Origin of the sequence: Halomonas sp. Cn5-12, assembly GCF_021532545.1 — a bacterium.
GTDB classification, from domain to species: domain Bacteria; phylum Pseudomonadota; class Gammaproteobacteria; order Pseudomonadales; family Halomonadaceae; genus Vreelandella; species Vreelandella aquamarina.
Map to the genome: position 1 here is coordinate 57,635 of NZ_JAKGAY010000005.1, position 23,678 is coordinate 81,312.

Sequence of the window (23,678 nt, forward strand, 5' to 3'; positions counted from 1 at the left end):
AACAAGGAGCTTGCCATGCTGACCATTGACCGGCTAACCCTGCAACTCCCCTACTACCCCCGCTGGTGGCGACGGGAGTGGACCACCTGTATCGAGTCGCTCTCGCTGCACCTTCAGCCGGGCGAAGTGCATGCTGTGGTGGGTGCGTCAGGCGCAGGTAAAAGCCTGCTGGCCTACGCCATTATGGGGCTACTGCCCCAAGCGGCGCGGGTCGCAGGAGAGCTGCGCTTCCAGGGGGAGGACTTAACACCAGCGCGCCAGCGGCAGCTGAGGGGGCATCAGTTGGCGCTCATTCCTCAATCGTTGAATGCTCTTGACCCGCTCGCCCGCAGCCAGCATCAGGTACGCTGGGCGGCCCAACGGGCAGGATTTGGTCGCTCAGCCGCCCATCAGCGCGCCGATGAGCTATTGAGCCGCTATCAGCTTAGCCACGCGTCTACCCACTACCCTCACGAGCTGTCAGGCGGCATGGCGCGGCGGGTGCTCATCGCTATGGCCCAGGTGAGCAACGCACGTCTGGTGATTGCCGATGAGCCCAGCGTAGGCCTTGACCCCAACCAGCGCGACCGTGTGCTGGCAGCACTAAAAGCTATCGCCCTAGAGGGCAAAGCGGTGATGCTGATTACCCACGATCTGCGCCATGCTCTTACCATTGCCGACAGGGTTTCCGTGATTCGCCAGGGCCAAGCGCTGGAAACCGCACCGGCCCAGGCTTTCCAAGGCCAGGGCGAGCAGCTTATGAGTTGCTATGCGCGAGACTTGTGGCAGGCGCTACCGGATAACGCGTTCAGCACACACCCCTTCCATCCGACGCATCAGGAGCCAGCGCTTGCTTGAAACCCACCAGCTATCGTTCCACTTTGCGGCAGGCACGCCGCTGTTGGCGGATATCTCCCTACGCCTTGCGCCCGGTGAGTGGTTAGGAATCAGCGGTGACTCTGGATCGGGGAAATCAACGCTTGGCAAGCTATTGTCAGGCCAGCTAACGCCTTCCCAAGGCAGTGTTCAGGTAGATGGTTCGCCGCTGCCCACACGCGGGCTGCGGCCAGTGCAGTGGCTGCCCCAGTCGCCTGAATTGGCGGTGAATCCGCGCTGGCGGGTAGGAAAGATATTAAGGGAAGCGTGGACACCGCCAGATACGCTGATGGCGGCGTTTGGCATTGAAGATGAATGGCTAAAGCGCTTTCCCAGCGCACTCTCCGGCGGCGAGCTACAACGGGTGTGCGTGCTGCGCGCCCTCGCCCCCGGCGTCCGCTATGTGGTGGCCGATGAGATCTCCACCATGCTGGACCCCATCACTCAGCTGTCGCTGTGGCAGGCGCTTAAAGCGCACACTGAACACTATCAGCTTGGCGTCATCGTGATTAGTCACGACACAGCACTACTCAACCGGCTGTGCCATCAACAGTGGCATCTGGCAGGTGGCAGCTTACGTATTAGCAGCACGGCGCTCAAAGCGCCATAAGCCAACACCAATGGCCAACGTCACGCACAGCAGCAGCCACGAGCCTATCGCCACACCCTGCCACTGCGTCCAGCGCCAGAAAGGCTCCAGCCAAAAACCGCCAATGCTGGCACCGAGGTAGTAAAATACTAGGTAGAGCGCCGAGGCACTGCCCCGTGCCCCTTGGGCGTAGCGCCCCACCCAGCTAGACGCCAATGAGTGCGCCATAAAGAAGCCGAAGGCGTTAATGGTTAAGCCGAGGATGATGAGCGCCAGCGAGTCCGCCAGGGTGATGGCGGTGCCTAACATGAGAATCACAATGCCCGCACTTATGCAGCGGGCGGGGGAAAAGCGCCCCGCCAACTTGCCCGACACTGTCGAGCCAAAGGTGCCACCTAGGTAGGTGAGAAAGATCAGCCCCAGGCCACTGGCCGCCAGTTGATATGGCGCATCCGCCAAACGGAAAGTAATATAGTTGTACTGATTAATAAAAATCAGAAAGTTAATGCCGCCAAGGAAGTAGGCAGCGAGCAGCACCGGCGAGCGTAAATGGCCGAGCAGGTCCCCCACCGCTTGGCGTAATTGAAAGCGCTTAGGCGTAAAGGCTTGGCTATTGGGCAGTAGCCGCCAAAAAATGATACAGCCCACCACGGTCATGGCACCCACCGCGAGAAACGCAGCGCTAGGCCCACCAATGGCCGCCGCCCCGCCCCCAACAATACGCCCGCTAATACCGCCTAACGAATTGGCCCCAATATAAAGCCCCACGGCACTCAGCAAGGCGGTTTTATCGAACTCGTCCCCCATCCAGGCAATCGCTACGGCGGGCAAGCCGCCGAGCACGAAGCCTTGCAGCAAGCGCAGAAACAATAAACTCTCGAAGGTAGGAGCAAAAGCTAAAGCGAGCGACAAACCACCCGCCAGGAGCAGCGTGATACGCATAATCCCTTCGCGGCCAATGGCATCGGAGAGCGGCCCAAACACCAAAAGCGCCAAGGCCAAAGAGAGCGTAGATACCGACATCAGCAGGCTGACGCCTAAGGTGGAAACCCCGTAAGCCTCTTTCAGGCCCGGCAATAACGGTTGCGGCACATACAGGTTAATAAACACCAAAAACGACCCTAAACATAGGGCCGCCGTCGCGCGCCACCAGGCGCGCGTTTTTGCTTCAATCATTGATGGCCTTTCCAATGTTGACCGACGCGCACGGCCGACACTTACGGCGTATAACGACTGCTGAGCTGGGCCAGATTGGTCGGCTCTAGGGCACGACGCGACTGCCAGTAGTAGCGCTGCCAGTAGCTATTATCCAGGCTGGAAATAATCACGCCTTTCGACGTGGACGCATGGAGAAAATAGCCATTGCCGACGTAAATGCCCACGTGGTTGTAGCGTCCGGGTGGGCGGAAGAAAACCAGATCGCCCGCCTGCAGCTCTTGGCGGTCGATCGGGCGTCCCTCATGCACTTGATCTTGGGTAGAACGGGGTAACTCAACGTCAAAGGTATCGCGGAAAACGTTTCTTACCAGGGCAGAGCAGTCGATCCCTCGATCCGTCGTCCCCCCAATCCGATAAGGCGTTCCTGCCCACCGCTGATGCTGCTCTAACAGCGCTTGGCGAACGACCGTTGGCGGGGGCGTCTGCAGGTTACGCAGGTGAGCACTGATAGGATCAACGGGCGACATTTGGGGAGTGACTCCCTCCATGCCAGGAAGCGACATCGAGAAATAATTCTCGGGGGCTTCCATGTCCTGGCGTGAGGCAGAGCCTGCACAGCCAGCTAACAAAGCAACGACGACACAAACACTTACAACACGGACAGCGGTCACAGCGGGGTGTGGCGACGCAACCATGCGATTAACCTCGTAACAAAATGGAAATTGAAAAAAACCAAGCATGAGAAAACTCATTTTTTACAACCCCTGGACTATAAGCTAGTTATCCTATGCTTGGCGAGTCTAATGTAAGATTCGTTGATCACCCGGCAACGTGTCGATATGCAACGGCGCAAAATGCCGCGGCTTGTTACCCGGAAAATCCAGACTTGCCCAGGGGCCGGCCAGCACTGGCGCGCCGCATAACCAAGCCACCAGCGCTTGACGAAAACCGGCCAAGAAGCTCTCTCGTTCCGGGGTGTCGCCCATAAAAAACGAAAACCCTGCGTACATGCCCGCCGCATACTCCTGCCAACCCGAGTAATGATCCGCCGCCAACTGATAGGCGCGGTCGAGCACGTTCGCGAATGCTGACTTGTCGAGCCAACCTAGCTGACGTGCCGCAATGGCAAGATCCACGAGCTGGGCAATGTCCCAAGCGGCCATGTCCACGTCATTACAATCATCTTCATTGGTACTCACACGGCGCAGGCGCAACAAGTGGTGACGCTCCTCTTCACCGCAGTCGCCGGACTCCAATATAGCGATCTCAGCCGCCAACCGCTCCGGGTTCAGCGTGTAGGGCGCGTAGTTGATCTGGTACTCCTGCCGATCTCCCGCCTCCAACATGAAGGTCAAAAACTCCTGCATGTCGTCGGCGCTAGAGAGGTGATAGTGGCTCTCTACCCATTCGCGAATGTCGGCGCACTCACGAGGACTTTCCAACTGTGGCTCGCTCCACACCGCACTGTTCAGCGGCCCCACCAGCGACATCGCCGTGAAGTGGGTCAATGTAGGTCTCTCACCCGGTTCGCACCACGCACCTGGCCGCCAATCTAGCCAGTGGAACAGGCTGCCGTGGTCTTCCAGGTGCCAAGCAATTTCATTAATGAGCGAGTCGTGCTCTGGCTCCGGCAGGCAGCTCTCCCAGGCAAACCAGGCTTCTAGCAGGCGCTTGGGAGTCGCATAAAAACGGCATAGGCAGCTCCGTAGGGCGCTGGCGTGCTGCATGAGCGGTTCGCGCTCGAACAGGCCGCTATCGAGGGCCATGTGCAGGTAGAAGGCAAACTTCTCGGCCATGTGAATTGTCGCGGCGTGGCGGCTCACGCCTTTTACCGCGTTGCGCTGTTTGAGCTCATCGAGGGTCGGCTGACCAAAGCGCGTCTGCGACGGTGGCAATACGCCATGGGCGGCATCCGCAGCCAGCTGGTTGAGATGGTGCGCCTGGGCGGGTAGCCAATAGCGCGCCAGCACTTGATGGCCTTCATCCGCATGCAGGCCAAGTGAATCCTGTAGGTAGACGGCGGCATCAGCGCGGCGCTGCTCGGCAATCGGGGCCGAGGGATTGAGCTGACGCAGCATGACATCCGGCTCGCGTACGCCAGCCAAGGCGAGCAGCCAATGGTGCGGCGTGTTGCGCCACGCTTTGATACGCGTACGCGAGGCTTGGCGAGTCGGCTCGTCCAGTAACGCACCCAGCGAGTGCTTCCAGGGGCTATGGGCAGCGTGCATTAACAGCTTGTGGCGGGCGCTGGGTGTCATCCCCCGGCGATCAACGCCCTCGAACAGGCTTTGCCCGCGCATGTAGGCTTTCAGTACTGCGTGCCAGTCGTGGTAACGACGACCCATGAGGTCAGCCGCATGGGCCGCTAGGTCGTCCGCTTCCGCCTGGCTTAGCCAGCCGCAGCAAGCACCAGCCCAGGCGAGCTCTACTAACCGCAGCCAATCCCAGGCGGCCCACTCCAACGGCTCGCCCTGATTGACGAACGCAGTGAGCACGGGCGCGTAGGGAGCATCCTTCACCGCACCCCGCTGCCACTCTTGGCGCTGGGCGCGATCCATGGTCAGCAGCTCGCGGGCTTCAATATCCCAGCGCTGGCGCTCACCCTGGGCGCTTAGCCATAGCATCACTTCTAATAGTTGCTCGCGGTCATACACTTGCCAGATGTGCCCTAACCACTCGCTGGCATCGGGCCAGTCGGCGGCGCTAGCCGGGTAGCTCACCACTGGGCGAAACAGCGCGCCCAACCGCCAAGGCTGAGCTTCTGGGGCTTGCGGCCATAACGAAGCCGGTGCAGGGCGTTGCGCTAGCTCAGTATCCAGGGTTTGCCATGTGATACCTTCACCTTCACTCTCTAGATCTGCCAATGCTTGGCAGGCGTCGATAAAACGGTCATCTGCGCCAGTTTCCCAACCTTTGCCCCCCAGCGCACGACGTAGATCCGACAGCCACGCTCGCTGATCGCTGTAGTCAGAAGTGATGCGCCGTGTTAAGTGGTGTGCCCAGTTCGTCGCCTGAGCCTGGCTTAGCCAACCCGCCGCCCCGGCGAGTGCTGCCCACTCCAGCGCGCCCAACAGCTGATCGGCGCTGCCTGACGGTGCGCCGAGTGCAAAAAACAGCTGGTCTGCCAACGCGCCACGATCTGTAATACCCAGTTCTAGCAGGCGTTGCTCCGCCGCGACCGCATCCACCGCCAGTGGGTGCGGTGTAAAAGCCCAATCACACAGCACCAGCTGTTGAGCCCACCAGGCATTTAGTGCGTCGAACAAAAGACACCTCGAAGAAACAGAAAGCGATCAATAAAAGCCATAACCAACCAGAGCAGACCAACGAGGCCGCCAAAAGCGGCATAGTGTAACGGAATCTGCTGCCAAGACCGATAGCAGCCGCACAAAACAGCGCTGCCCGGCACAAAGGCCGGGCAGCGATTACCGCAAAGAGCAGCGTGCGCTAAGCGCTTTTGACTTTACTAATGACCCATAGCAAGACCACCGCCCCCACGGTTGCCGTGACCAGCGAGCCGATAAAGCCACCCGCCTGTAAACCCAGCAAACTAAATAAGAAGCCCCCGACGAGCGCGCCAACCACACCCACGCCGATGTTGCCTAAAATACCAAAACCACCGCCACGCATGATGTTGCCAGCAATCCAGCCAGCTAAACCACCAATGATTAACCACGCAATAAAGCCCATACTACCTCCTTGGTTTCACTCAGCTTGGGGTTTTACCTTCCATCTATGCTTGTCCTACCATAGCACACGGCGCTACTGTTCTGCCCATTTGTTGCCTTTTCCCACAAGGATCCTCTTATGATTCCCGACTCCCTTAAACAGCTACTTAGCCATGTTGATGGTCATCAACGCGCCACCTGGGAGGGCCGTGACGTCGCACTCTTCAACATGGCCTGGGGGGAAATGGTCATTAGCCTGCAAGGCGCACAGGTGCTGCACTTTCAGCCAACAAACGACACTGGCTGGCTATGGGTAACGCCAACGCCGCAGGCGCTGCCGGGCGCGATTCGTGGCGGCATTCCGCTTTGCTGGCCCTGGTTTGCCGACGAGCGCTACGCTGACGAAAGCCCCGAGCGTAACGGCCCCTTCCATGGGCTTGCCCGCCACGCCATGTGGCGTCTGGACGCCGTTGACGACCACGCCGAAGGCATCGAGGTCCATCTCTCGCCGGAAGAGTGTCTGCATAGCCAGCTCACCGCCCGCGTGGTCATTCAAGCCAACGCCCAGCGGCTAAACGTTGAGATCATCAGCGAAAACATTGGCGATGCTCCGATCAAAACCAGCGGCGCACTGCATACCTACCTGGCCGTTAATGAGGTGCATCAATGCCGCTTAGAAGGCCTAGCAGGCGCGCGCTATTTGGATAAGCTGCGTGACTTTGCGGAATCTGAGCAACAGGGCACGCTGGCGATTCGTGGCCCGGTCGACCGTATTTATCACACCAATGAAGCGGTGCTGCTCAACGACGGCCAGCGCACGCTGCGCATCGGTAAGCAGTCCAGCGACTCCACGGTGGTCTGGCACCCGGATAGCGACCTGCCCAGCGACACACCCGCCGACGCCGCCAAACACTTTTTATGCGTTGAAGCCGCCAATACTCGCCTTGACCCCGTTTGGTTAGTACCAGGGGCACAGCACCTGCTAGGGACGACAATAAGCCGCGGTTAATGATCGGTTCATCAAGGCTTTGCTATGATCAAGCCATTGATACACCCCCAAGGAGCGACGATGGATCCACAACAATGGCTGGAAGCAGCCACGCTTGCCTTTAACCTGATCGGTATGGTGGTGTGCTTGGTTGGCTTAACGCTTGCACAAAAAATGCAGCGCCGCTGGCCCGGCTATAGCCTCGCGGTCGTCGGTTTTATCATTGCGACCCTGCCCATGCTCTCTCAACTTGTCTTTATGTGGCAGCGCTAACGTTCCACCACCTCGCCAAGATGCCCCACCCGATGAAGGAAGCGACAGGATGCGCCAGCCGTTAAGCCGCGAATTGAGCAATTTGTTAGAGCGAAGCCGAGACCGGCAGCTGCGGCTGGCGGTGACAGGCCTTTCGCAAGCGGGTAAAACGGCGTTTTTAACCTCGCTGGTGAACCAACTACGCCATGCAGGCGTAGAAGCACAGTTAGACCTGCTACCGGTTGCCCGTGAAGGTCGACTGCTAGGCGCGCAGCGTTTAAATCAGCCGGACTTAGGCGTGCCACGCTTCCCTTATGACCCCGGCATGGCATCGCTGAGAGATACACCGCCGCGCTGGCCCGAGCCCACCCGCGGCATTAGCGAGCTGCGTTTACAGCTGCGCTACCGCCCTGCCCAGCAGGGCTGGTTTACGCCGGATATCGCTCACCTGACGCTGGACCTGTTCGACTACCCCGGCGAATGGCTGCTGGATTTGCCGCTGCTCCAGCACGACTTCTACAGCTGGAGCCAGAGCCAAGCTCAGCACGAAGGCCCACACCGCCGGGCACTGTTTAGCGAATGGCTGACCGAGGCAGAGCAGCTAGACCCTACGGCAGAAGCCGATGAAGCACAGCTCGCCACGCTGGCCGAGGCCTACGCATTGGGCCTGCGTCGCGCCAAGCAGGCGGGCTTTTCTGACCTGCAGCCGGGGCGTTTTTTACTGCCCGGCGAGCTGGATGGCGCACCGGTGCTGCAGTTCTTCCCGCTGCCCGGATTAGATACTCCCAAAGAAACCCTCGACGCCCTGCCCGAATCGAGCCTCTACGCCACCCTGGCGGCGCGTTTTCGCTACTATCAGCAGCAGGTGGTGCGCCCCTTCTACCGCGACCACTTCCGCCGCTTTGACCGCCAGATTGTGCTGGTAGACGTGTTGGGCGCGCTTAACGCCGGGCCGGAGCGCTTCGAGGATCTTTCCCGTGCGCTGCAACAGCTGATGAAGAGCTTTGATTACGGCAAGCGCAGCCTGCTGACCCGATTGTTCGCTCCCAAAATTGACCGCCTCGCCATTGCCGCTACCAAAGCGGACCACGTGACGCCCGACCAACACACCCACGTGGTGCAGCTGTTAGAAGCGCTGCTGGCGGAGCCATTGAAAGACTTACGCTTTGCCGATATCCCGGTGAAAGCGCTGTCGCTGGCGGCCATTCGCGCCACCGAGGCCCGCGAAGTGCTTCATGATGGCAAGCGAACACCAGCGCTGAAAGGCACCACGTTAGAAGGTGAAGACGTGCTGGTGTACCCCGGCGATGTGCCCAGCCGCCTGCCCAAAGCCGATTTTTGGCAGCAGCAAGGGTTTGATTTCCCCAGCTTCCGCCCGAGGCCCGCCGATAGCGAGGCACTGCCCCACATCCGTATGGACGCCGCGATTGACTGGCTGATTGGAGACAAACTGACATGAGCAACCCTCAGCCCCGCCGCGACTTCCAAACCGAAGCGCCGCCCGAACCTACCCAGGAAACCCTGCGCCAGCATGAACGCTTTGCAGCGACTGAATCACACCAGCCGCTGGCGACCCAAGCCGAACTCAAAGCGCTGCCGGAAGAGACCCTTGGCGCGCCCCGCAAGCGCCGTTGGGGGTTAATGTTCGCCTTGGCAGGCGGTGCCACACTCGGCACGGTAGAGCTGGCAACCGGCATTCCTGACGCGCTGTCCCAGTCCCAGTGGATGGCGATGGCGTGGCAGCTGTTTGGGATTAGCCTGATTGGCTTGGGCGGCGTATCGCTCCTCAAGGAGCTGGGCCGTTTGCGGCGCTTAAAGCGGCACGACCAACTGCGGGCCAACCTAGCCGAGCTTCCCCAGCGCTCCAGCCAGCAGGCCCAGGCGATGGCCGTTCAGTTAAAACAGCAGCTTGCACTGAGCAACGACGACCCGCACTGGCTGGCCTTTCAGCGGGCGTGCCAGCCTCACCATAGCGGTGAAGAGATTCAAACCCTGCTGCGCTACCACCTGCTAGCCCCTCGTGATCGGGAAGCTCAGCGGTTGATTACGCGCATGTCGGGGGAAACCGCCATCATGGTAGCGGTTTCCCCGCTAACCCTGGTGGATATGGCGCTGGTGGCGTGGCGCAGCCTTGCCATGGTGGATAGGCTAAGCCGCCTGTACGGCCTGGAACTTGGCTACGCCAGCCGCCTGCGGCTATTTCGCCACGTGCTGCATAACATGGCGTTTGCAGGCGCCAGCGAACTGGCTACCGATGCCAGCATGGACATGCTCTCGCTGGACTTGGCAGGCCGCCTTTCGGCGCGAGCAGGCCAGGGCTTGGCGACCGGGTTGCTGAGCGCCCGCCTGGGACTGCGTGCCCAGCGGCTGTGCCGCCCCGTAGTGTTCACGCCAGAGGAGCAGCCCAAATTAGCCGACCTCCGCCAAGACCTCTGGCGGCAGATCAAGCGGCTCGACAAAGAGCCCGCCCCCGCCGCGCGTCACCGCGATTAATACCGCTCAGCCGCACATCCTCTTCGCTGAAGTGCTCGGGCCGTAGACCCAGAACCACCGGCTGTAACAGGTCGTTCCAGCCTTCGGCATCCGCCACTTCATTTAAGTCACCTAGCAGGCCAAGCTCGCCCCACTCCTGAAGGTTATTATCGTTTTAGGGGCTAGATGATGGTGGAGCGTATCGCCTACCACAAGCGGCTCTCGACTAAGGTGGCAGAGCGAAAATGACAGCGACAAATGCTAAAGCCCAAAGCGCTGCTTCAGGAATAACGCCACCGCTGCTTCGCCGTGGTGGCCGATCCGCCGGGCTTCTGGCACGCGATCGAACAGCGCCGGATGAGCGTTGGCCATCACCTGGGCCTCGCCTGCCAAGGTGAGCATTTCGGTGTCGTTGAGGTTATCGCCAAAGGCTAGGCAGTCGGCGGCGGTGAGCCCAAGCGACTCCAGCAACGCCGCGAGCGCCACGCCTTTATTCACTCCGCCCGCCATGATCTCTAGCGAGTCCACCGTGGAGTAGGTAATGTGCAGCCCATCGCCATGCGCCGCTTGGGCCTGAGCTTCCAGCTCTGCCAGCGCATCCGGGTCGCCCAAATAGAGCACTTTACCTACGCCGTTGACGTCCATCTGCTCCGGTGGCACGACCTCATAGCGAAAGCCCGTCGAGGCGTGCAGTGAAAGCAGGTGTGGCGCTTCGGCGTCCACATGCCAGCCCGCTTCGCGGTAAAGGTTGAGGCGCACCTGTGGCGGCCGGGGTAAATGAATCAGCGCGTGAGCGTGATCCGGGTTAAGGTGCGACGCGCTAACCAAGCCATCGTCTGGGTCGTGGGTGTAAGCCCCGTTGGTGCTAATCAGGTGAGCAGGCACGCCCAGCTCATCGCGGAAGACGCGCATATCGTGGTAGTGGCGGCCCGAGGCCAGCGCCAGGTGGTGCCCCTGCCGAACCAACTCTCGGAGCACCTCCACGGTGCTGTCATGTAACCGGTGGTCGCTGCCCAGCAACGTACCGTCAAGGTCGGAAACGATCAGGCGAGGGGTCATCAAAGCGCTCCTTGTGCGTTAGCAGAGTAACGTTGCAGTTCGCTCAGCTTAACCGATTCAGCCAACCGTAAGTAAGTCATTGACCTGCCGTCGCCGTCGCCACTTCCCCAGGGGCAACGATTGGCGCAGCCAGTGGGAATCCGTATAGTGGCAACCTACTCTCGCCAACTGATTGAACACATGCTTCAAAACAACTCCCTGCTTGCCCAGCTCAAGCAACAGATCCGTGAAACCACCCCGCGCGCTGAAGGGGTGATCAAAGCCACAGAAAAAGGCTTTGGTTTTCTTGAAACTGATAGCGGCGAATCCTATTTCGTGCCGCCCCCCGCCATGAAACAGGTGCTGCACGGCGACCGTGTGGAAGCCGTGATTCACGAGAACGGCGATAAAAAGTCGGTTGAGCCTGAAAAGCTTATTGAAGCCGGTTTAGACCGCTTCGTTGCTCGCGTGCAAAAGCGCGAAGGCCGCCTCGCGGTGGTGCCGGATCACCCCTCGATTCGCAACGTTCTAAAAGCACGCATCAAAAATAGCCTGGATGAAGACTCCATTGCCGACGGCGATTGGGTCGTGGCGCGTTTGGTGCGTCACCCGCTAAAAGAGAACGACCGCGGCTTCTTCTCCCAGATCGATGAGTTGGTGGCCAAAGCCGACGACCCCGCCGTGCCGTGGCGCGTGACGCTTGCTCGCCACGCGCTGGAGCAAGAGTGCCCGGATGCCGGCAGCGATTGGCCGCTACGCGACGAGGGACTGACGCGGGAAGACCTCACCGCACAGCCCTTCTTTACCATCGACGGCGAAAAGACGCGAGACATGGACGATGCCCTACATGTGGTGGCCCGTCCCGAAGGCGGCTGGCAGCTGAGCGTGGCGATTGCCGACCCCACCGCTTATGTGGAAGAGGGCCACGCTGCTGACCTGGAAGCCCGCGTCCGTGCATTTACCGTGTACCTGCCGGGCCAGAACGTGACCATGTTGCCCGAGCAGTTGGCGGATGATCTTTGCTCGCTGCGGGAAGGCCAAGAGCGCCCTGCCCTGGCCTGCACGCTGAACATTAACGCCGACGGCAGCCTGGGCGACTACCGCTTCTTCGCGGCCAACGTGAAGTCCCACGCTAAGCTAGTGTACGAGCGCGTCTCTGATTGGATTGAAGGTCAAGGCGACTGGGCACCGGCAGATAATATTGCCGAGCAGCTACACGCCCTGCGTGAGCTGACCGAAGCGCGTACCGCGTGGCGCAACGAGCACGCGCTGGTATTTAAAGATCGTCCTGATTACGTGTTTGATCTGGATGAAGCGGGCAACGTGCTGGGGATTCATACCGAAGACCGCCGCATTGCCAACCGTATGATCGAAGAGTCGATGATTGCTGCCAACGCCTGCTGCGCGGATTTCCTGGCTAGCCATATCGGCCACGGAATCTTCAACGTACACCGCGCTTTCGAGCCGGAAAAAGCTGAAGCGGCACAAGAGTTCCTGGCGACTCAAGACATCGAAGTGGCCCAGGAAGCACTTACCGAGCTTGCCCACTATAAGGAGCTGAAGCGTGCGCTTGAAAGCCGCGACGACGCTTGGCTGGATGCGCGCCTGCGCCGTTTCCAGGGCTTCACCAGCATGTCGGCTCAGCCTGGCCCGCACTTCGGCCTGGGGCTGCCCGCCTACGCCACCTGGACCTCGCCGATTCGTAAGTATGGCGATATGGTCAACCACCGCTTGATCAAGCGCGTGCTGAAGGGTGAGCAGGCTCCGGCAGAAGCCAGCCAGCAGCTCACCGAGCAGCTCACCGAGCGCCGCCGTCTGAACCGTATGGCCGAGCGCGACGTGAAAGATTGGCTTTACGTGCGCTACCTGACCCCGGCGGCGCAGAATCAGGACACCTTCGACGCCGAAATCATGGCAATCAACCGTGGCGGTATGCGGGTTCGCCTGATAGAAAACGGCGCGACGGCGTTCGTGCCTGCCCCCTTGATGCACAGTGACCGCGATAAAGTGGTCATCGATGACAAAGAGGGCCGCATTCAGATCGAAGGCGAAGAGCGCTTCAAGCTGGGCGATAGCCTGCGCGTATCACTCACGGAAGCCCGTGAAGAGACACGATCGCTGGTCGCCAAACCTGCTGACTAAACGCAGCCAACACGTGTTCGCGCCACGGCTTTGCCGTGGCGTTTTTATTTCTGCTCCAAGGTGACGTTGTCGCAGAACTGACTTATTTCTACCCTAAGGTAATTCGATGACACTCATGTGGCTCGGAGGTTACCTTGCACATCGCCGATGTGACCATGTTCCACGCCCCGGCAAGTGGCGGCGTTCGCACCTATTTACAGGCCAAGCACCGCGTCCTCTCGCGCACACCCAACCTCCGTACCAGCCTGCTGGTGCCAGGGGCTGAGCGTGATAGTTTGGGCGACCACCACACGCTACCAGCGCTGCATCTGCCTCTTGGACAAGGCTATCGATTCCCGCTGCGCCGCCGCCCTTGGCGTGATGCTTTGGTAGACCTCTCCCCCACGTTGATCGAAGCAGGTGATCCGTATGTGACCGCCTGGGCCGCGCTGGAGGCTGGCCAGCGGCTAGGTGTGCCAGTGGTGGGGTTCTACCACTCCGACTTACCTAACTTAATGGGGGACCGTTTTGGCCGCCATGTTCGCCAACGGCTAATTCGCTACGTGGTGGACCTGTACCAGCGCTTTGATAGCGTGCTTGCTCCCTGCCATGCGATGGCCAACCGACTCACCGAGTGGGGCGTGCCCAACGTGCGCGTGCAGTCGTTAGGGGTTGATTTAGAGCAGTTTCACCCTTCACGACGCGACCCCGGCTTCCGTACGGCCATGGGTATTCCTGCGGATAAAAAGCTGCTGATCTTTGTTGGCCGCTTTTCCCGAGAAAAGAATATCGACGTACTACTCGCCACCATGCGGGCGCTTGGCAGCAACTACCACCTGCTGCTGATGGGGCCGGGCATGCCGACTCAAGTACCTAGCAATGTCACGGTGGTAAACCGCTGCTGCGGTAGCCATGAAGTGGCCCGAGCGCTTGCCAGTAGCGATGCGCTGCTGCATGCGGGCACCCGCGAAACCTTTGGGCTGGTGGCCCAGGAAGCGATGGCCAGCGGCCTGCCGGTGATTGGCGCGCGGGCAGGCGCGCTGATCGAGAACGTACCGCTGGGCGCGGGCGTGCTCTGCCAGCCGCTTGACCCTGACGCGATGGCGGACGCCTGCTCCGCGCTGTTTAGCAACGATATTGCCGCCAGCGGACGCTACGCGCGCCATTTTGTTGAGCGCCAGTTTAGCTGGGATAGCGTCATTGGCTCGCTGCTGACGCACTATGTCGACCTCTGTGGACTCGAACAGCCCGATGCCCGTGTCGTCCGTCGCTAAACCTCAACGGCTGCTGCGCTTTCGTCCGCTACACGCCGTTCTACTGCTGGCTGCTCTGGTAGCGCCACTGGTGCTCACATCGCTTGCAGGGGGCAGCAAAGCGTTTGAGCATGTGGCGCAGTTTCCCATTAGCCTACTGGTTCTGATGATCGCCATGGCGGCGCTATGCTGGAACTTGAACGCCGCCCGGCTGCGCCTGATGCTCAACGGCCGAGCTGGCCAGCTTGGGCAGCGCGGCGCGCTGGGCATCGAGCTGGCGGCGAAGTGCGCGCTCTGCGCAACGCCAGGCGGTAGCGGCGGCCCGGCCACTCTGCTGTTATTACTTGCCCAGCGGGGATTTTCGCCCTCAAAAGGCACCGCCGTGTTTCTCATCGACCAGGGGTGCGACCTGCTGTTCTTTCTGCTGATGCTGAGCGGTTTGGTGGCGATGTCGGTTTTCGGGGATGCCCAGTGGCCACACCAGGGGCTGGTACAGCTCTCGTTACTGGGATTGGCGCTGTTAGCGGTGGGCGTCTCGCTGATGATGGGGTACTTACCCAAGCTGCTGCGTACTCAACGCCAGTGGCTAGCCTGGATACGCCCTAGCCGCAGGCGCTGGCTGGTTAGGCGACTGTTACGCTGTCGCCATGCGCTGCGTATGACGCTGGCGCTACCCAAAGCCACGTTGGCAGCGATGCTGGCACTCACGACCCTACACTGGCTGCTGCGCTACAGCTTGCTGTACCTAGCGGTGATTGGCATCGGGGGGCATGCCGACTGGCTCTGGACGTTTTTAACTCAGATGCTAGCTATGGCCGCCAGCCAATTCAGCTTTCTCCCTGGCGGCGCAGGGGCGGCTGAAGTGGGGGTGGGAAGCCTGTTGCTGCCCTTGATGGGCCGGGAGCAGGCCGTGGCCGCCGTGCTGGTCTGGCGGCTGATTAGCTACCACTTGTATCTTGCCGCCGGTGCGCCGCTGCTACTGCTCTACAGCGCGCGACTGCTGCGTCAGCGCTAGCCGCCTCACCGCTTTACTTAACCTCCTCAAATGCAAAAAGGGCACCCAAGGTGCCCTTTTCAGCGTCACGAAGAAAGTGCGCGGCTTACCAGCCGGTTACTTCTTTCAGCGCGTCGCCAATTTGCGCCAAAGAACGAACGGTTTTCACACCGGCGTCTTCAAGAGCCGCAAATTTCTCATCGGCAGTACCTTTACCGCCAGAGATGATGGCGCCAGCGTGGCCCATACGCTTGCCAGGAGGTGCTGTCACACCGGCAATGTAGGAAACCACCGGCTTGGAAACGTTGGCCTTGATGTAAGCCGCGGCTTCTTCTTCGGCAGTGCCGCCGATTTCGCCGATCATCACGATCGCTTCGGTTTTCGGGTCCTTCTCGAACATCTCCAGGATGTCGATGAAGTTAGAACCCGGAATCGGGTCGCCGCCGATACCGACACAGGTAGACTGACCGAAACCGTGGTCAGTGGTCTGCTTAACGGCTTCGTAAGTCAGGGTACCAGAGCGGGAAACGATACCAACGCGGCCCGGCTGGTGGATGTGACCCGGCATGATACCGATTTTGCACTCACCGGGAGTGATCACGCCCGGGCAGTTCGGGCCGATCAGGCGTACGCCCAGCTCGTCGCATTTTACTTTTGCGTCGAGCATATCGAGGGTCGCGATGCCTTCGGTGATGCACACGATCAGCTTGATGCCAGCGTTCGCAGCTTCAAGGATCGAGTCTTTGCAGAACGGTGCCGGTACGTAGATCACGCTGGCTTCTGCGCCGGTTTTCTCGACCGCTTCTTTCACGGTGTTGAAAACAGGCAGGCCCAGGTGCGTCTGGCCGCCTTTGCCCGGCGTAACACCACCGACCATTTGCGTGCCATAGGCAATCGCCTGCTCGGAGTGGAACGTGCCCTGGCCACCGGTGAAACCTTGGCAGATGACCTTGGTGTTCTTATCGATCAGGATGCTCATTACTTGCCCTCCGCTGCTTTTACAACCTGCTGAGCCGCGTCGGTCAGACTGGTAGCAGCGATGATGTTCAGACCGCTAGACGCCAGTTTTTCAGCGCCCAATTCAGCGTTGTTACCTTCCAGGCGAACGACCACCGGGACGTTAACGCCCACTTGCTCAACGGCACCGATGATGCCTTCAGCAATCATGTCGCAACGAACGATGCCGCCGAAGATGTTCACCAGAACAGCTTTCACGTTGTCGTCAGACAGGATGATCTTGAACGCTTCTGCGACGCGCTCTTTGGTCGCGCCGCCGCCAACGTCCAGGAAGTTAGCGGGTTTGCCGCCACTCAGGTTGACGATATCCATGGTGCCCATAGCCAGGCCTGCGCCGTTGACCATGCAACCGATGTTACCGTCGAGGGCGACGTAGTTAAGTTCCCACTTCGCCGCGTCGGCTTCACGCTGATCTTCCTGGGAAGGATCGCGCATGGCCTGCAGGTCCGGGTGACGGTACAGGGCGTTGCTGTCGAGGCCCAGTTTGGCATCCAAGCAGTGCAGGTTGCCTTCGTCAGTGATGACCAGCGGGTTGATCTCAAGAAGTGCCAAATCCTTGTCGTGGAACAGCTTGGAGAGACCCAGGAAGATCTTGGTGAACTGCTTCACCTGATCGCCTTCCAGACCCAGCGCGAACGCCAGCTCACGCGCCTGGTAGGGCTGTGCGCCGACCAGCGGATCGATTTCAGCTTTGAGAATCTTTTCCGGCGTCTCTTCGGCGACGGTTTCAATCTCAACACCGCCTTCGGTAGAGGCCATGAAGACCACACGGCGGGTAGTACGGTCAACGACCGCGCCCAGGTAGAGCTCGTCGGCGATGTTGGTGCAGGTCTCTACCAGAATCTTGGCAACCGGCTGACCTTTTTCGTCAGTCTGGTAAGTGACCAGGTTCTTGCCCAGCCACTGCTCGGCGAAGGTTTTGGCTTCTGCCGGGTCCTTGATCAGCTTGACGCCGCCCGCTTTACCGCGGCCGCCAGCGTGAACCTGGGCTTTGACGACCCACATGTCGCCGCCGATTTTTTTGCACGCTTCTACTGCTTCTTCGGGAGTGTCCACGGCAAAGCCTTTGGACACTGGCAGACCATAATCAGCAAACAGCTGTTTGCCTTGATACTCGTGAAGGTTCATCGATTCATGCCATTGGTTGCATGTGACTCGAACGATGATCAGTCGCCCTGAAGAACATCTTGCAGGTGCTGGTCATCCCCGTGCTTTCATGACGGCGAGTTGCCCACGCCGCCATGAAAGTGTTGCGCCACCTGACGGTGGCGCTTGGTTGTTGCTTAGCGAATTACTTGCGCTTCTTGCGGTTGGCCATGTGAATGGCATGACCTTCTACCGCCAGAGCAGCTTCGTGCACGGCTTCCGACATGGTCGGGTGCGCGTAGCAGGTCAATGCCAGGTCTTCGGCGCTGGAGCCGAACTCCATGGCGATCACGCCCTGGGCGATCATCTCACCGGCGTGCTGACCCACGATGTGCATACCGAGAATACGGTCGGTTTCCGCATCGGCAATGATCTTAGCGCTGCCTTCGGTGGCGTTGTTGGCCATGGCACGGCCGCTGGCTGCGAAGGGGAAGCTACCGGTCTTGACTTCGATACCCTTGGCCTTGGCGTCCTGCTCGGTCATGCCGACCCAGGCCACTTCCGGGAAGGTATAGATGACGCTGGGGATAGTGTCGTAGTTCATCTCGGCCTTGTGACCGGCGATGATGTCCGCCACCATGATGCCTTCTTCAGACGCTTTGTGCGCCAGCATCGGACCGCGTACACAGTCACCGATGGCGTAGACGCCCGGCACGTTGGTGCGGCACTGGTCGTCCACGAAGATGAAGCCACGCTCGTCCAGCTCGACGCCCACGCCATCGGCCACAACGCCTTTGGTATAAGGACGACGGCCGACACATACGATCAGCTTGTCGAAGGTCATCTCTTGATCGCCGTTGGCATCGGTGTACTTGACGACGACTTCGTCACCGTTCGCTTCCGAACCGGTCACACGGGCACCCAATTTGATGTCCAGCCCCTGCTTCTTGAGCAGTTTCTGGGTCTCTTTGGCAATCGCGGTGTCGACCATCGGCAGGAAGGAGTCCATCGCTTCCAGCACGGTGACTTCAGAACCCAGACGGTTCCATACGCTGCCCAGCTCCAGGCCGATGACGCCCGCGCCAATGACGCCAAGACGCTTCGGCGTTTCCTGGAATTCCAGTGCGCCGGTGGAATCGACGATTAGGCCTTCGGTCAGCGGCGTGGGCGGAATTTCCACCGGCACGGAGCCTGCCGCGATGACGATGTTGTCGGCGTCGTAAGTGGTGGTGTTGCCGTCGAGGTCGGTCACCTCAACCTGCTTGCCAGACACCACTTTACCGGTACCTTCGATGGCGGTCACGCCGTTGGCCTTGAACAGGCCAGAGATGCCGCCGGTCAAGTTCTTAACGATCTTGTCCTTGCGCGCCATCATCTTCTTGACGTCCATGGTCACGTCGCCGGCTTCGATACCCATGTCGTCGAAATCGTGCTTGGCTTCGACGAACTTGTGCGAGGCTTCAAGCAGCGCTTTGGACGGGATACAGCCTACGTTCAAGCAGGTACCGCCGTGAACGACGTTACCTTCTTTACCGATCCATTTTTCAACACAGGCGGCTTTCAAACCCAGCTGCGCAGCGCGGATAGCCGCTACGTAGCCACCAGGGCCTGCACCAATAACGATCACGTCAAACTTGTCAGCCATGTTGGCTCCTTTAGCTTGGTGGCCTCCTCCCGGGTGGATGACAGCGGGTAGGAGGCTGTGTGCGATTAACTCAGCGTGCTCAGCACTAGCGAAGGCGGTTCAGCGCGCTTCGTTATACGTCTAGCAGCAGACGGGCCGGGTCTTCCAGCAGCTCTTTAATCGTAACCAGGAATTGTACCGCGTCTTTGCCGTCGATCATGCGGTGGTCGTAAGAGAGTGCCAGATACATCATCGGGCGAATTTCGACCTTACCGTTCACCGCCATCGGGCGTTCCTGGATCTTGTGCATCCCCAGGATAGCGGTTTGCGGCGGGTTGATGATCGGGGTCGACATCAGCGAGCCAAAGATACCACCATTGGTGATGGTAAAGGTGCCGCCCTGCATTTCGTCGATGCCGAGCTTACCGTCACGCGCACGCTTGCCAAAGTCGACAATCGTCTTCTCGACGTCGGCAATTTTCATGTTGTCAGTGTCACGCAGAACCGGCACCACGAGACCACGATCCGTCGACACGGCAACACCGATGTCCTGGTAACCATGGTAAACGATATCGGTGCCATCGATGGAGGCGTTGACATCCGGGAAACGCTTGAGAGCTTCGGAGGCGGCTTTCACGAAGAAGCCCATGAAACCAAGCTTGGTGTCGTGGGCCTTCAGGAAGGTATCTTTGTACTGGGCACGCAGCGACATCACCGCACCCATGTCCACTTCGTTGTACGTGGTCAGCATGGCAGCGGTCTGCTGTGCCTGAACCAAACGCTTGGCGATGGTTTGACGCAGACGGCTCATCGGTACGCGCTTCTCGGCACGCTCACCCTCGACCGCTGGCGCAGCAGCGGCTTTGGCGGGTGCAGAGGACTTGGCCGCTTTCTTGGCCGAACCATCCTTGACGGCTTTCTGAACGTCTTCTTTCAGAATGCGACCGCCTTTGCCGGTACCTTCGATCTTGGAAACGTCCAGATCGTGCTCGGCAACCATCTTGCGAGCAGCCGGTGCCAACACTTTGCCACCCACCTTCTCATCGGCGCCTTCATCGTCAGCGTCGCTGGAAGCGCTGCTGGAAGAAGAAGCGCTGGCCTGGTCACTGCCACCGCCCTCTACGAAGGTTGCCAGAATCGCTTCGGACTCAACCTGGCTGCCTTCTTCTGCCTTGATTTCCGCCAGGGCACCATCGGCAGGCGCTACGACTTCCAGCACGACCTTGTCGGTTTCGATGTCGGCTAGCACTTCGTCACGCTTGACCGCTTCGCCTACTTTCTTGTGCCAGGTCGCCACGGTGCCTTCCTGAATGGACTCGGGGAAGCTAGGCGCCTTCACGTCGTGCTGCTTGCCTCCGGCTGGCTTGGCGGCTTCTTTGGACTCGGCCTTCTCGGCGCTGTCATCGCTGGCGGCACTCTCTTTCTTGCTGCCAGCACCGCTCGCTTCGCCGATCTTGCCCAATACCTGCTCGGACTCGACGGTATCGCCTTCTTCGGCCATCACGTCGGTCAGGGTTCCCGCTTCCGGTGCGACGACTTCAAGCACCACTTTATCGGTCTCGATTTCAACGATCAGCTCGTCGCGTTCGACGCTGTCACCCGGCTTTTTGTGCCACGCGGCCACGGTGCCTTCGGCAACGGATTCCGGAAAGGTTGGCGCTTTGATCTCAGTAGCCATGTCGTTTCCCTTATGTGTTCTCTAAACCCGGTGGGCGCTTATAGGTTAAAAGCGTCTTCCACCAGCTGGCGCTGCTGTTCAGTGTGGACGGACATGTAGCCCGCTGCCGGAGCAGCCGAGGCAGGACGCCCTGCGAATTTCAACTCACGTCCAAGGCCATCTTTCAACATATCGGCCACGGTACGCATGTGGTGCTGACTGGAGTACCAGGCGCCTTGGTTCAGCGGCTCTTCCTGACACCATACGATGTCTTCCACATTAGCATACGCCTGGAGCACTTCCAGAAGCTCTTCTTTCGGGAAGGGATAGAGCTGCTCTAGACGAATGATCGCCGTGTCGTCACGCTCGTTTTCAGCGCGCCAGTTAACCAGATCGTAGTAGACCTTGCCTGCGCACATAATGACGCGGGTGACGTTGTCGGCGTCGAGATTCGCTTGATCCGGCAGTACCATGTGGAACTTGCCGTGGGCGAGATCTTCCAAGCTCGACACGGCTTCTTTGTGGCGCAGCAGCGACTTAGGCGACATGACCACTAGCGGTTTACGCAGCGGACGAATCACTTGGCGGCGCAGCAGGTGGAAAATCTGCGCTGGCGTCGTCGGTACGCACACCTGCATGTTGTGCTCGGCGCACAGCTGCAAGAAGCGCTCTAGACGGGCAGAAGAGTGCTCGGGCCCTTGGCCTTCATAGCCATGAGGCAGCAGCATGGTCAAGCCGCATAGGCGACCCCACTTGGTCTCACCGGAAGAGATGAACTGATCCACTACCACCTGAGCGCCGTTGACGAAGTCACCAAACTGCGCTTCCCAAATAACCAAGTCATTCGGGGCGGTGGTCGAGTAGCCGTATTCGAATGCCAGCACGGCTTCTTCTGATAGGAAGGAGTCGTGAATGGTAAAGCGCGGCTGACCGTCGGCCATATTCTGCAGCGGTACATAGGTCGACCCGTCTTTCTGATTGTGCACGACCGCGTGACGGTGGGAGAACGTCCCACGCCCCACATCCTGCCCGGTGATGCGGATAGGATGACCTTGGTCGAGCAACGTGGCGTAGGCCAGCGTTTCGGCAAAGCCCCAGTTGAGCCCCATGCCACCCGCCTGCATTTTACGCCGGTCTTCGTAGATTTTGGCGACCTGACGCTGAACATCGACACCGTCCGGTATTTCACACATCTTCGCCGCCAGCTGTTGCAGGCGTTTCATGTCGAAGGTGGTGTCGGCATTGCCGGTCCACTCATGGCCCAGGTAGGGAGCCCAGTCGACGAACAGCGACTTGTTGGGTTCCTGAACCAGCGCGTTGGCCACGTGATTGCCTGCCACGAGATCATCGCGGTAGGTTTCCACCATGGCTTTGGCGTCGTCTTCGGACAGCACGCCCTGCTCGATCAGGCGCTGCGCATACAGCGTGCGTGAGGAGGGGTGGTCCTTGATCTTGGCGTACATCAGCGGCTGGGTGCCCGATGGCTCGTCGGCCTCGTTATGGCCGCGACGGCGGTAGCACACCAGGTCGATGACGACGTCTTTCTTGAACTGCTGACGGTAATCCAGGGCCACTTGGGTGGCGTGAATGACCGCGTCCGGATCATCGCCGTTGACGTGGAAGATCGGCGCCTGAACCATCTTGGCAATGTCAGTACAGTATTCGGTGGAGCGTGCATCGGCCGGGTTGGAGGTCGTGAACCCCACCTGGTTGTTGATGACGATGTGTACCGTGCCACCGGTCTTGTAGGCGCGGGTCTGAGACATCTGGAATGTCTCCATGACCACACCCTGCCCCGCGAAGGCGGCATCGCCATGAACATTGATCGGCAGCACTTTGCTTCCGTCAGCGTCATTGCGGCGATCCTGGCGGGCACGTACCGAGCCTTCCACCACCGGCGCGACGATTTCGAGATGCGACGGGTTAAACGACATGGCCAGGTGGACTTCGCCACCAGGCGACATGACGTTGGAGCTGAAGCCCTGGTGGTATTTCACGTCACCAGAACCACGCTCGATGACTTTCTTGCCATCGAACTCGTCGATCAGATCCGCAGGGTTCTTGCCCAGGATGTTGACCAGCAGATTCAAGCGGCCACGGTGGGCCATGCCGATCACGACTTCCTTGGTGCCATAGCCGCCGGCGCGCTGAATCAGTTCGTCCATCATCGGTACGAACGACTCGCCACCTTCCAGGCCGAAACGCTTGGTACCCGGGTACTTGGAGGCCAGGTAATTTTCCAGACCTTCCGCAGCCGTCAGGCGTTCCAGTACGTGCTTGCGCACGTCATCGCTGAACTTGGGCGCGCTGCGTACCGATTCGAAACGACGCTGCAGCCAGCGCTTCTCTTCGGTATCCACGATGTGCATGATTTCGCAGCCGATGGAGCGGCAGTAGGTCTGCTCCAGCGCGTCGACGATCTCGCGCAGCGGTGCTTTATCAATACCCAGGAAGAAAGAACCTGTCTGGAACTCGGTATCAAGATCAGCTTGGGACAGCTGATGGAATGACAGGTCGAGGTCGGGGACGGGGGTGGGATTACGCAGACCAAGCGGGTCGATATTGGCCTTTTGATGGCCACGGAAGCGATACGCGTTGATCAGCTGCAGAACTTTGACCTGCTTTTTGTTTTCACCGCTGTCGGACGCGGCGACTACCCGGCCTGGGCGCCTTTCACGGCCAAGCTGGTAGAACTGATCACGAATGGGGCTTAGTGGAACATCGTGGGAGGCACTGCCTTCAGCACGCGGCAACTGATCGAAATAGCTGCGCCACTCGTCTGAGACAGAATCAGGATCGGCGAGGTACTGCTCGTAAAGCGCTTCCACGTAGTGGACATTGCCACCACTAACGTGAGAGGAACGCCACATCAACTCCATTATGCCTTGTTGCATCTCTCGGTCACC

Annotated in this window: 19 protein-coding genes; 9 read left to right on the top strand and 10 right to left on the bottom strand. The window is 59.7% G+C overall.

Going from position 1 to position 23,678, the window contains the following annotated elements; all coding sequences use genetic code 11:
* Window positions 1–15 precede the first annotated feature (15 nt).
* Together L1249_RS04625 and L1249_RS04630 are read left to right on the top strand one after the other, a co-directional pair.
* Entirely contained in the window at window positions 16–837 is an 822-nt protein-coding gene (locus tag L1249_RS04625) for an ATP-binding cassette domain-containing protein (protein ID WP_058576921.1), read from the top strand.
* Window positions 830–1,465, top strand: coding sequence for an ABC transporter ATP-binding protein (locus L1249_RS04630; RefSeq protein WP_054641195.1), 636 nt, complete (start codon window positions 830–832; stop codon window positions 1,463–1,465). Before L1249_RS04625 ends, L1249_RS04630 begins: the two co-directional genes overlap by 8 nt.
* Here L1249_RS04630 and L1249_RS04635 read toward each other — a convergent pair.
* From L1249_RS04635 to L1249_RS04650, 4 genes are all read right to left on the bottom strand, one after another.
* Window positions 1,430–2,620 carry an MFS transporter gene (locus L1249_RS04635; RefSeq protein ID WP_054645190.1) on the bottom strand — a complete coding sequence of 397 codons (1,191 nt, stop codon included), beginning with the start codon at window positions 2,618–2,620 and terminating at the stop codon, window positions 1,430–1,432. The two genes, L1249_RS04630 and L1249_RS04635, sit on opposite strands and share 36 nt — an antisense overlap.
* 41 nt (window positions 2,621–2,661) lie before the next feature.
* Window positions 2,662–3,297: a C40 family peptidase gene (locus tag L1249_RS04640; protein WP_044627934.1), complete on the bottom strand. Its 636-nt coding sequence runs from the start codon at window positions 3,295–3,297 to the stop codon at window positions 2,662–2,664.
* 105 nt (window positions 3,298–3,402) lie between these two features.
* The gene (locus L1249_RS04645; RefSeq protein ID WP_137093199.1) at window positions 3,403–5,868 is read right to left on the bottom strand and encodes a DUF1266 domain-containing protein; all 2,466 of its coding nucleotides are present in this window, start codon (window positions 5,866–5,868) and stop codon (window positions 3,403–3,405) included.
* A 181-nt stretch (window positions 5,869–6,049) separates the two neighbouring features.
* Complete coding sequence (locus tag L1249_RS04650; RefSeq protein ID WP_044627819.1) at window positions 6,050–6,292, bottom strand: GlsB/YeaQ/YmgE family stress response membrane protein; 243 nt, start codon at window positions 6,290–6,292, stop codon at window positions 6,050–6,052.
* 117 nt (window positions 6,293–6,409) lie between these two features.
* Here L1249_RS04650 and L1249_RS04655 point away from each other — a divergent pair, with 117 nt between their 5' ends.
* Genes L1249_RS04655 through L1249_RS04670 form a run of 4 tightly spaced genes read left to right on the top strand, consistent with a single transcriptional unit; the run spans window position 6,410 to window position 10,003 of the window.
* Complete coding sequence (locus L1249_RS04655; protein ID WP_058576923.1) at window positions 6,410–7,279, top strand: D-hexose-6-phosphate mutarotase; 870 nt, start codon at window positions 6,410–6,412, stop codon at window positions 7,277–7,279.
* 60 nt (window positions 7,280–7,339) lie between these two features.
* Window positions 7,340–7,531, top strand: coding sequence for a hypothetical protein (locus L1249_RS04660; protein WP_044627821.1), 192 nt, complete (start codon window positions 7,340–7,342; stop codon window positions 7,529–7,531).
* Window positions 7,532–7,580: 49 nt separating this feature from the next.
* Window positions 7,581–8,969 (top strand): YcjX family protein, encoded by a 1,389-nt coding sequence (locus L1249_RS04665; protein ID WP_137093201.1) that lies wholly within the window; start codon window positions 7,581–7,583, stop codon window positions 8,967–8,969.
* Entirely contained in the window at window positions 8,966–10,003 is a 1,038-nt protein-coding gene (locus tag L1249_RS04670; RefSeq protein ID WP_058576926.1) for a YcjF family protein, read from the top strand. Before L1249_RS04665 ends, L1249_RS04670 begins: the two co-directional genes overlap by 4 nt.
* 240 nt (window positions 10,004–10,243) lie before the next feature.
* Here the strand turns inward: L1249_RS04670 and L1249_RS04675 are convergent, their stop codons facing one another.
* Window positions 10,244–11,041, bottom strand: coding sequence for a Cof-type HAD-IIB family hydrolase (locus L1249_RS04675; protein WP_235253419.1), 798 nt, complete (start codon window positions 11,039–11,041; stop codon window positions 10,244–10,246).
* 180 nt (window positions 11,042–11,221) lie between these two features.
* On the opposite strand from L1249_RS04675, the gene L1249_RS04680 reads away from it, so the two are divergent.
* The 3 genes from L1249_RS04680 to L1249_RS04690 all read left to right on the top strand — a co-directional run bounded on the left by L1249_RS04680 (window position 11,222) and on the right by L1249_RS04690 (window position 15,409).
* Entirely contained in the window at window positions 11,222–13,162 is a 1,941-nt protein-coding gene (locus L1249_RS04680) for an exoribonuclease II (protein ID WP_137093241.1), read from the top strand.
* Window positions 13,163–13,296: 134 nt separating this feature from the next.
* The gene (locus tag L1249_RS04685; RefSeq protein WP_044627826.1) at window positions 13,297–14,415 is read left to right on the top strand and encodes a glycosyltransferase family 4 protein; all 1,119 of its coding nucleotides are present in this window, start codon (window positions 13,297–13,299) and stop codon (window positions 14,413–14,415) included.
* Window positions 14,393–15,409, top strand: a complete 1,017-nt coding sequence (locus tag L1249_RS04690) for a lysylphosphatidylglycerol synthase transmembrane domain-containing protein (RefSeq protein WP_058576927.1) — start codon at window positions 14,393–14,395, stop codon at window positions 15,407–15,409. The genes L1249_RS04685 and L1249_RS04690 overlap by 23 nt, the downstream gene beginning before the upstream one ends.
* Window positions 15,410–15,494: 85 nt before the next feature.
* Here the strand turns inward: L1249_RS04690 and sucD are convergent, their stop codons facing one another.
* The 5 genes from sucD to L1249_RS04715 form a co-directional block, all read right to left on the bottom strand.
* Window positions 15,495–16,367, bottom strand: coding sequence for a succinate--CoA ligase subunit alpha (gene sucD, locus L1249_RS04695; protein ID WP_044627828.1), 873 nt, complete (start codon window positions 16,365–16,367; stop codon window positions 15,495–15,497).
* Window positions 16,367–17,533 carry an ADP-forming succinate--CoA ligase subunit beta gene (gene sucC, locus L1249_RS04700; RefSeq protein ID WP_016914526.1) on the bottom strand — a complete coding sequence of 389 codons (1,167 nt, stop codon included), beginning with the start codon at window positions 17,531–17,533 and terminating at the stop codon, window positions 16,367–16,369. Before sucC ends, sucD begins: the two co-directional genes overlap by 1 nt.
* A gap of 163 nt (window positions 17,534–17,696) precedes the next feature.
* Window positions 17,697–19,136 (bottom strand): dihydrolipoyl dehydrogenase, encoded by a 1,440-nt coding sequence (gene lpdA, locus L1249_RS04705; RefSeq protein ID WP_044627829.1) that lies wholly within the window; start codon window positions 19,134–19,136, stop codon window positions 17,697–17,699.
* Between the two features lie 112 nt (window positions 19,137–19,248).
* Window positions 19,249–20,793, bottom strand: a complete 1,545-nt coding sequence (odhB, locus tag L1249_RS04710; RefSeq protein ID WP_044627830.1) for a 2-oxoglutarate dehydrogenase complex dihydrolipoyllysine-residue succinyltransferase — start codon at window positions 20,791–20,793, stop codon at window positions 19,249–19,251.
* A 38-nt stretch (window positions 20,794–20,831) separates the two neighbouring features.
* Window positions 20,832–23,666, bottom strand: coding sequence for a 2-oxoglutarate dehydrogenase E1 component (locus tag L1249_RS04715; protein ID WP_044627936.1), 2,835 nt, complete (start codon window positions 23,664–23,666; stop codon window positions 20,832–20,834).
* Window positions 23,667–23,678: the final 12 nt, after the last annotated feature.

Bases quoted from the DNA above. Each gene is read 5' to 3' on its own strand.
- L1249_RS04655 (WP_058576923.1), top strand. From the start codon at position 6,410: ATGATTCCCGACTCCCTTAAACAGCTACTTAGCCATGTTGATGGTCAT.
- L1249_RS04660 (WP_044627821.1), top strand. From the start codon at position 7,340: ATGGATCCACAACAATGGCTGGAAGCAGCCACGCTTGCCTTTAACCTG.
- odhB (WP_044627830.1), bottom strand. From the start codon at position 20,793: ATGGCTACTGAGATCAAAGCGCCAACCTTTCCGGAATCCGTTGCCGAA.
- L1249_RS04665 (WP_137093201.1), top strand. From the start codon at position 7,581: ATGCGCCAGCCGTTAAGCCGCGAATTGAGCAATTTGTTAGAGCGAAGC.
- sucC (WP_016914526.1), bottom strand. From the start codon at position 17,533: ATGAACCTTCACGAGTATCAAGGCAAACAGCTGTTTGCTGATTATGGT.
- L1249_RS04715 (WP_044627936.1), bottom strand. From the start codon at position 23,666: ATGCAACAAGGCATAATGGAGTTGATGTGGCGTTCCTCTCACGTTAGT.
- L1249_RS04640 (WP_044627934.1), bottom strand. From the start codon at position 3,297: ATGGTTGCGTCGCCACACCCCGCTGTGACCGCTGTCCGTGTTGTAAGT.
- L1249_RS04670 (WP_058576926.1), top strand. From the start codon at position 8,966: ATGAGCAACCCTCAGCCCCGCCGCGACTTCCAAACCGAAGCGCCGCCC.
- L1249_RS04635 (WP_054645190.1), bottom strand. From the start codon at position 2,620: ATGATTGAAGCAAAAACGCGCGCCTGGTGGCGCGCGACGGCGGCCCTA.
- L1249_RS04625 (WP_058576921.1), top strand. From the start codon at position 16: ATGCTGACCATTGACCGGCTAACCCTGCAACTCCCCTACTACCCCCGC.
- L1249_RS04675 (WP_235253419.1), bottom strand. From the start codon at position 11,041: ATGACCCCTCGCCTGATCGTTTCCGACCTTGACGGTACGTTGCTGGGC.
- L1249_RS04650 (WP_044627819.1), bottom strand. From the start codon at position 6,292: ATGGGCTTTATTGCGTGGTTAATCATTGGTGGTTTAGCTGGCTGGATT.
- L1249_RS04680 (WP_137093241.1), top strand. From the start codon at position 11,222: ATGCTTCAAAACAACTCCCTGCTTGCCCAGCTCAAGCAACAGATCCGT.
- lpdA (WP_044627829.1), bottom strand. From the start codon at position 19,136: ATGGCTGACAAGTTTGACGTGATCGTTATTGGTGCAGGCCCTGGTGGC.
- sucD (WP_044627828.1), bottom strand. From the start codon at position 16,367: ATGAGCATCCTGATCGATAAGAACACCAAGGTCATCTGCCAAGGTTTC.
- L1249_RS04690 (WP_058576927.1), top strand. From the start codon at position 14,393: ATGCCCGTGTCGTCCGTCGCTAAACCTCAACGGCTGCTGCGCTTTCGT.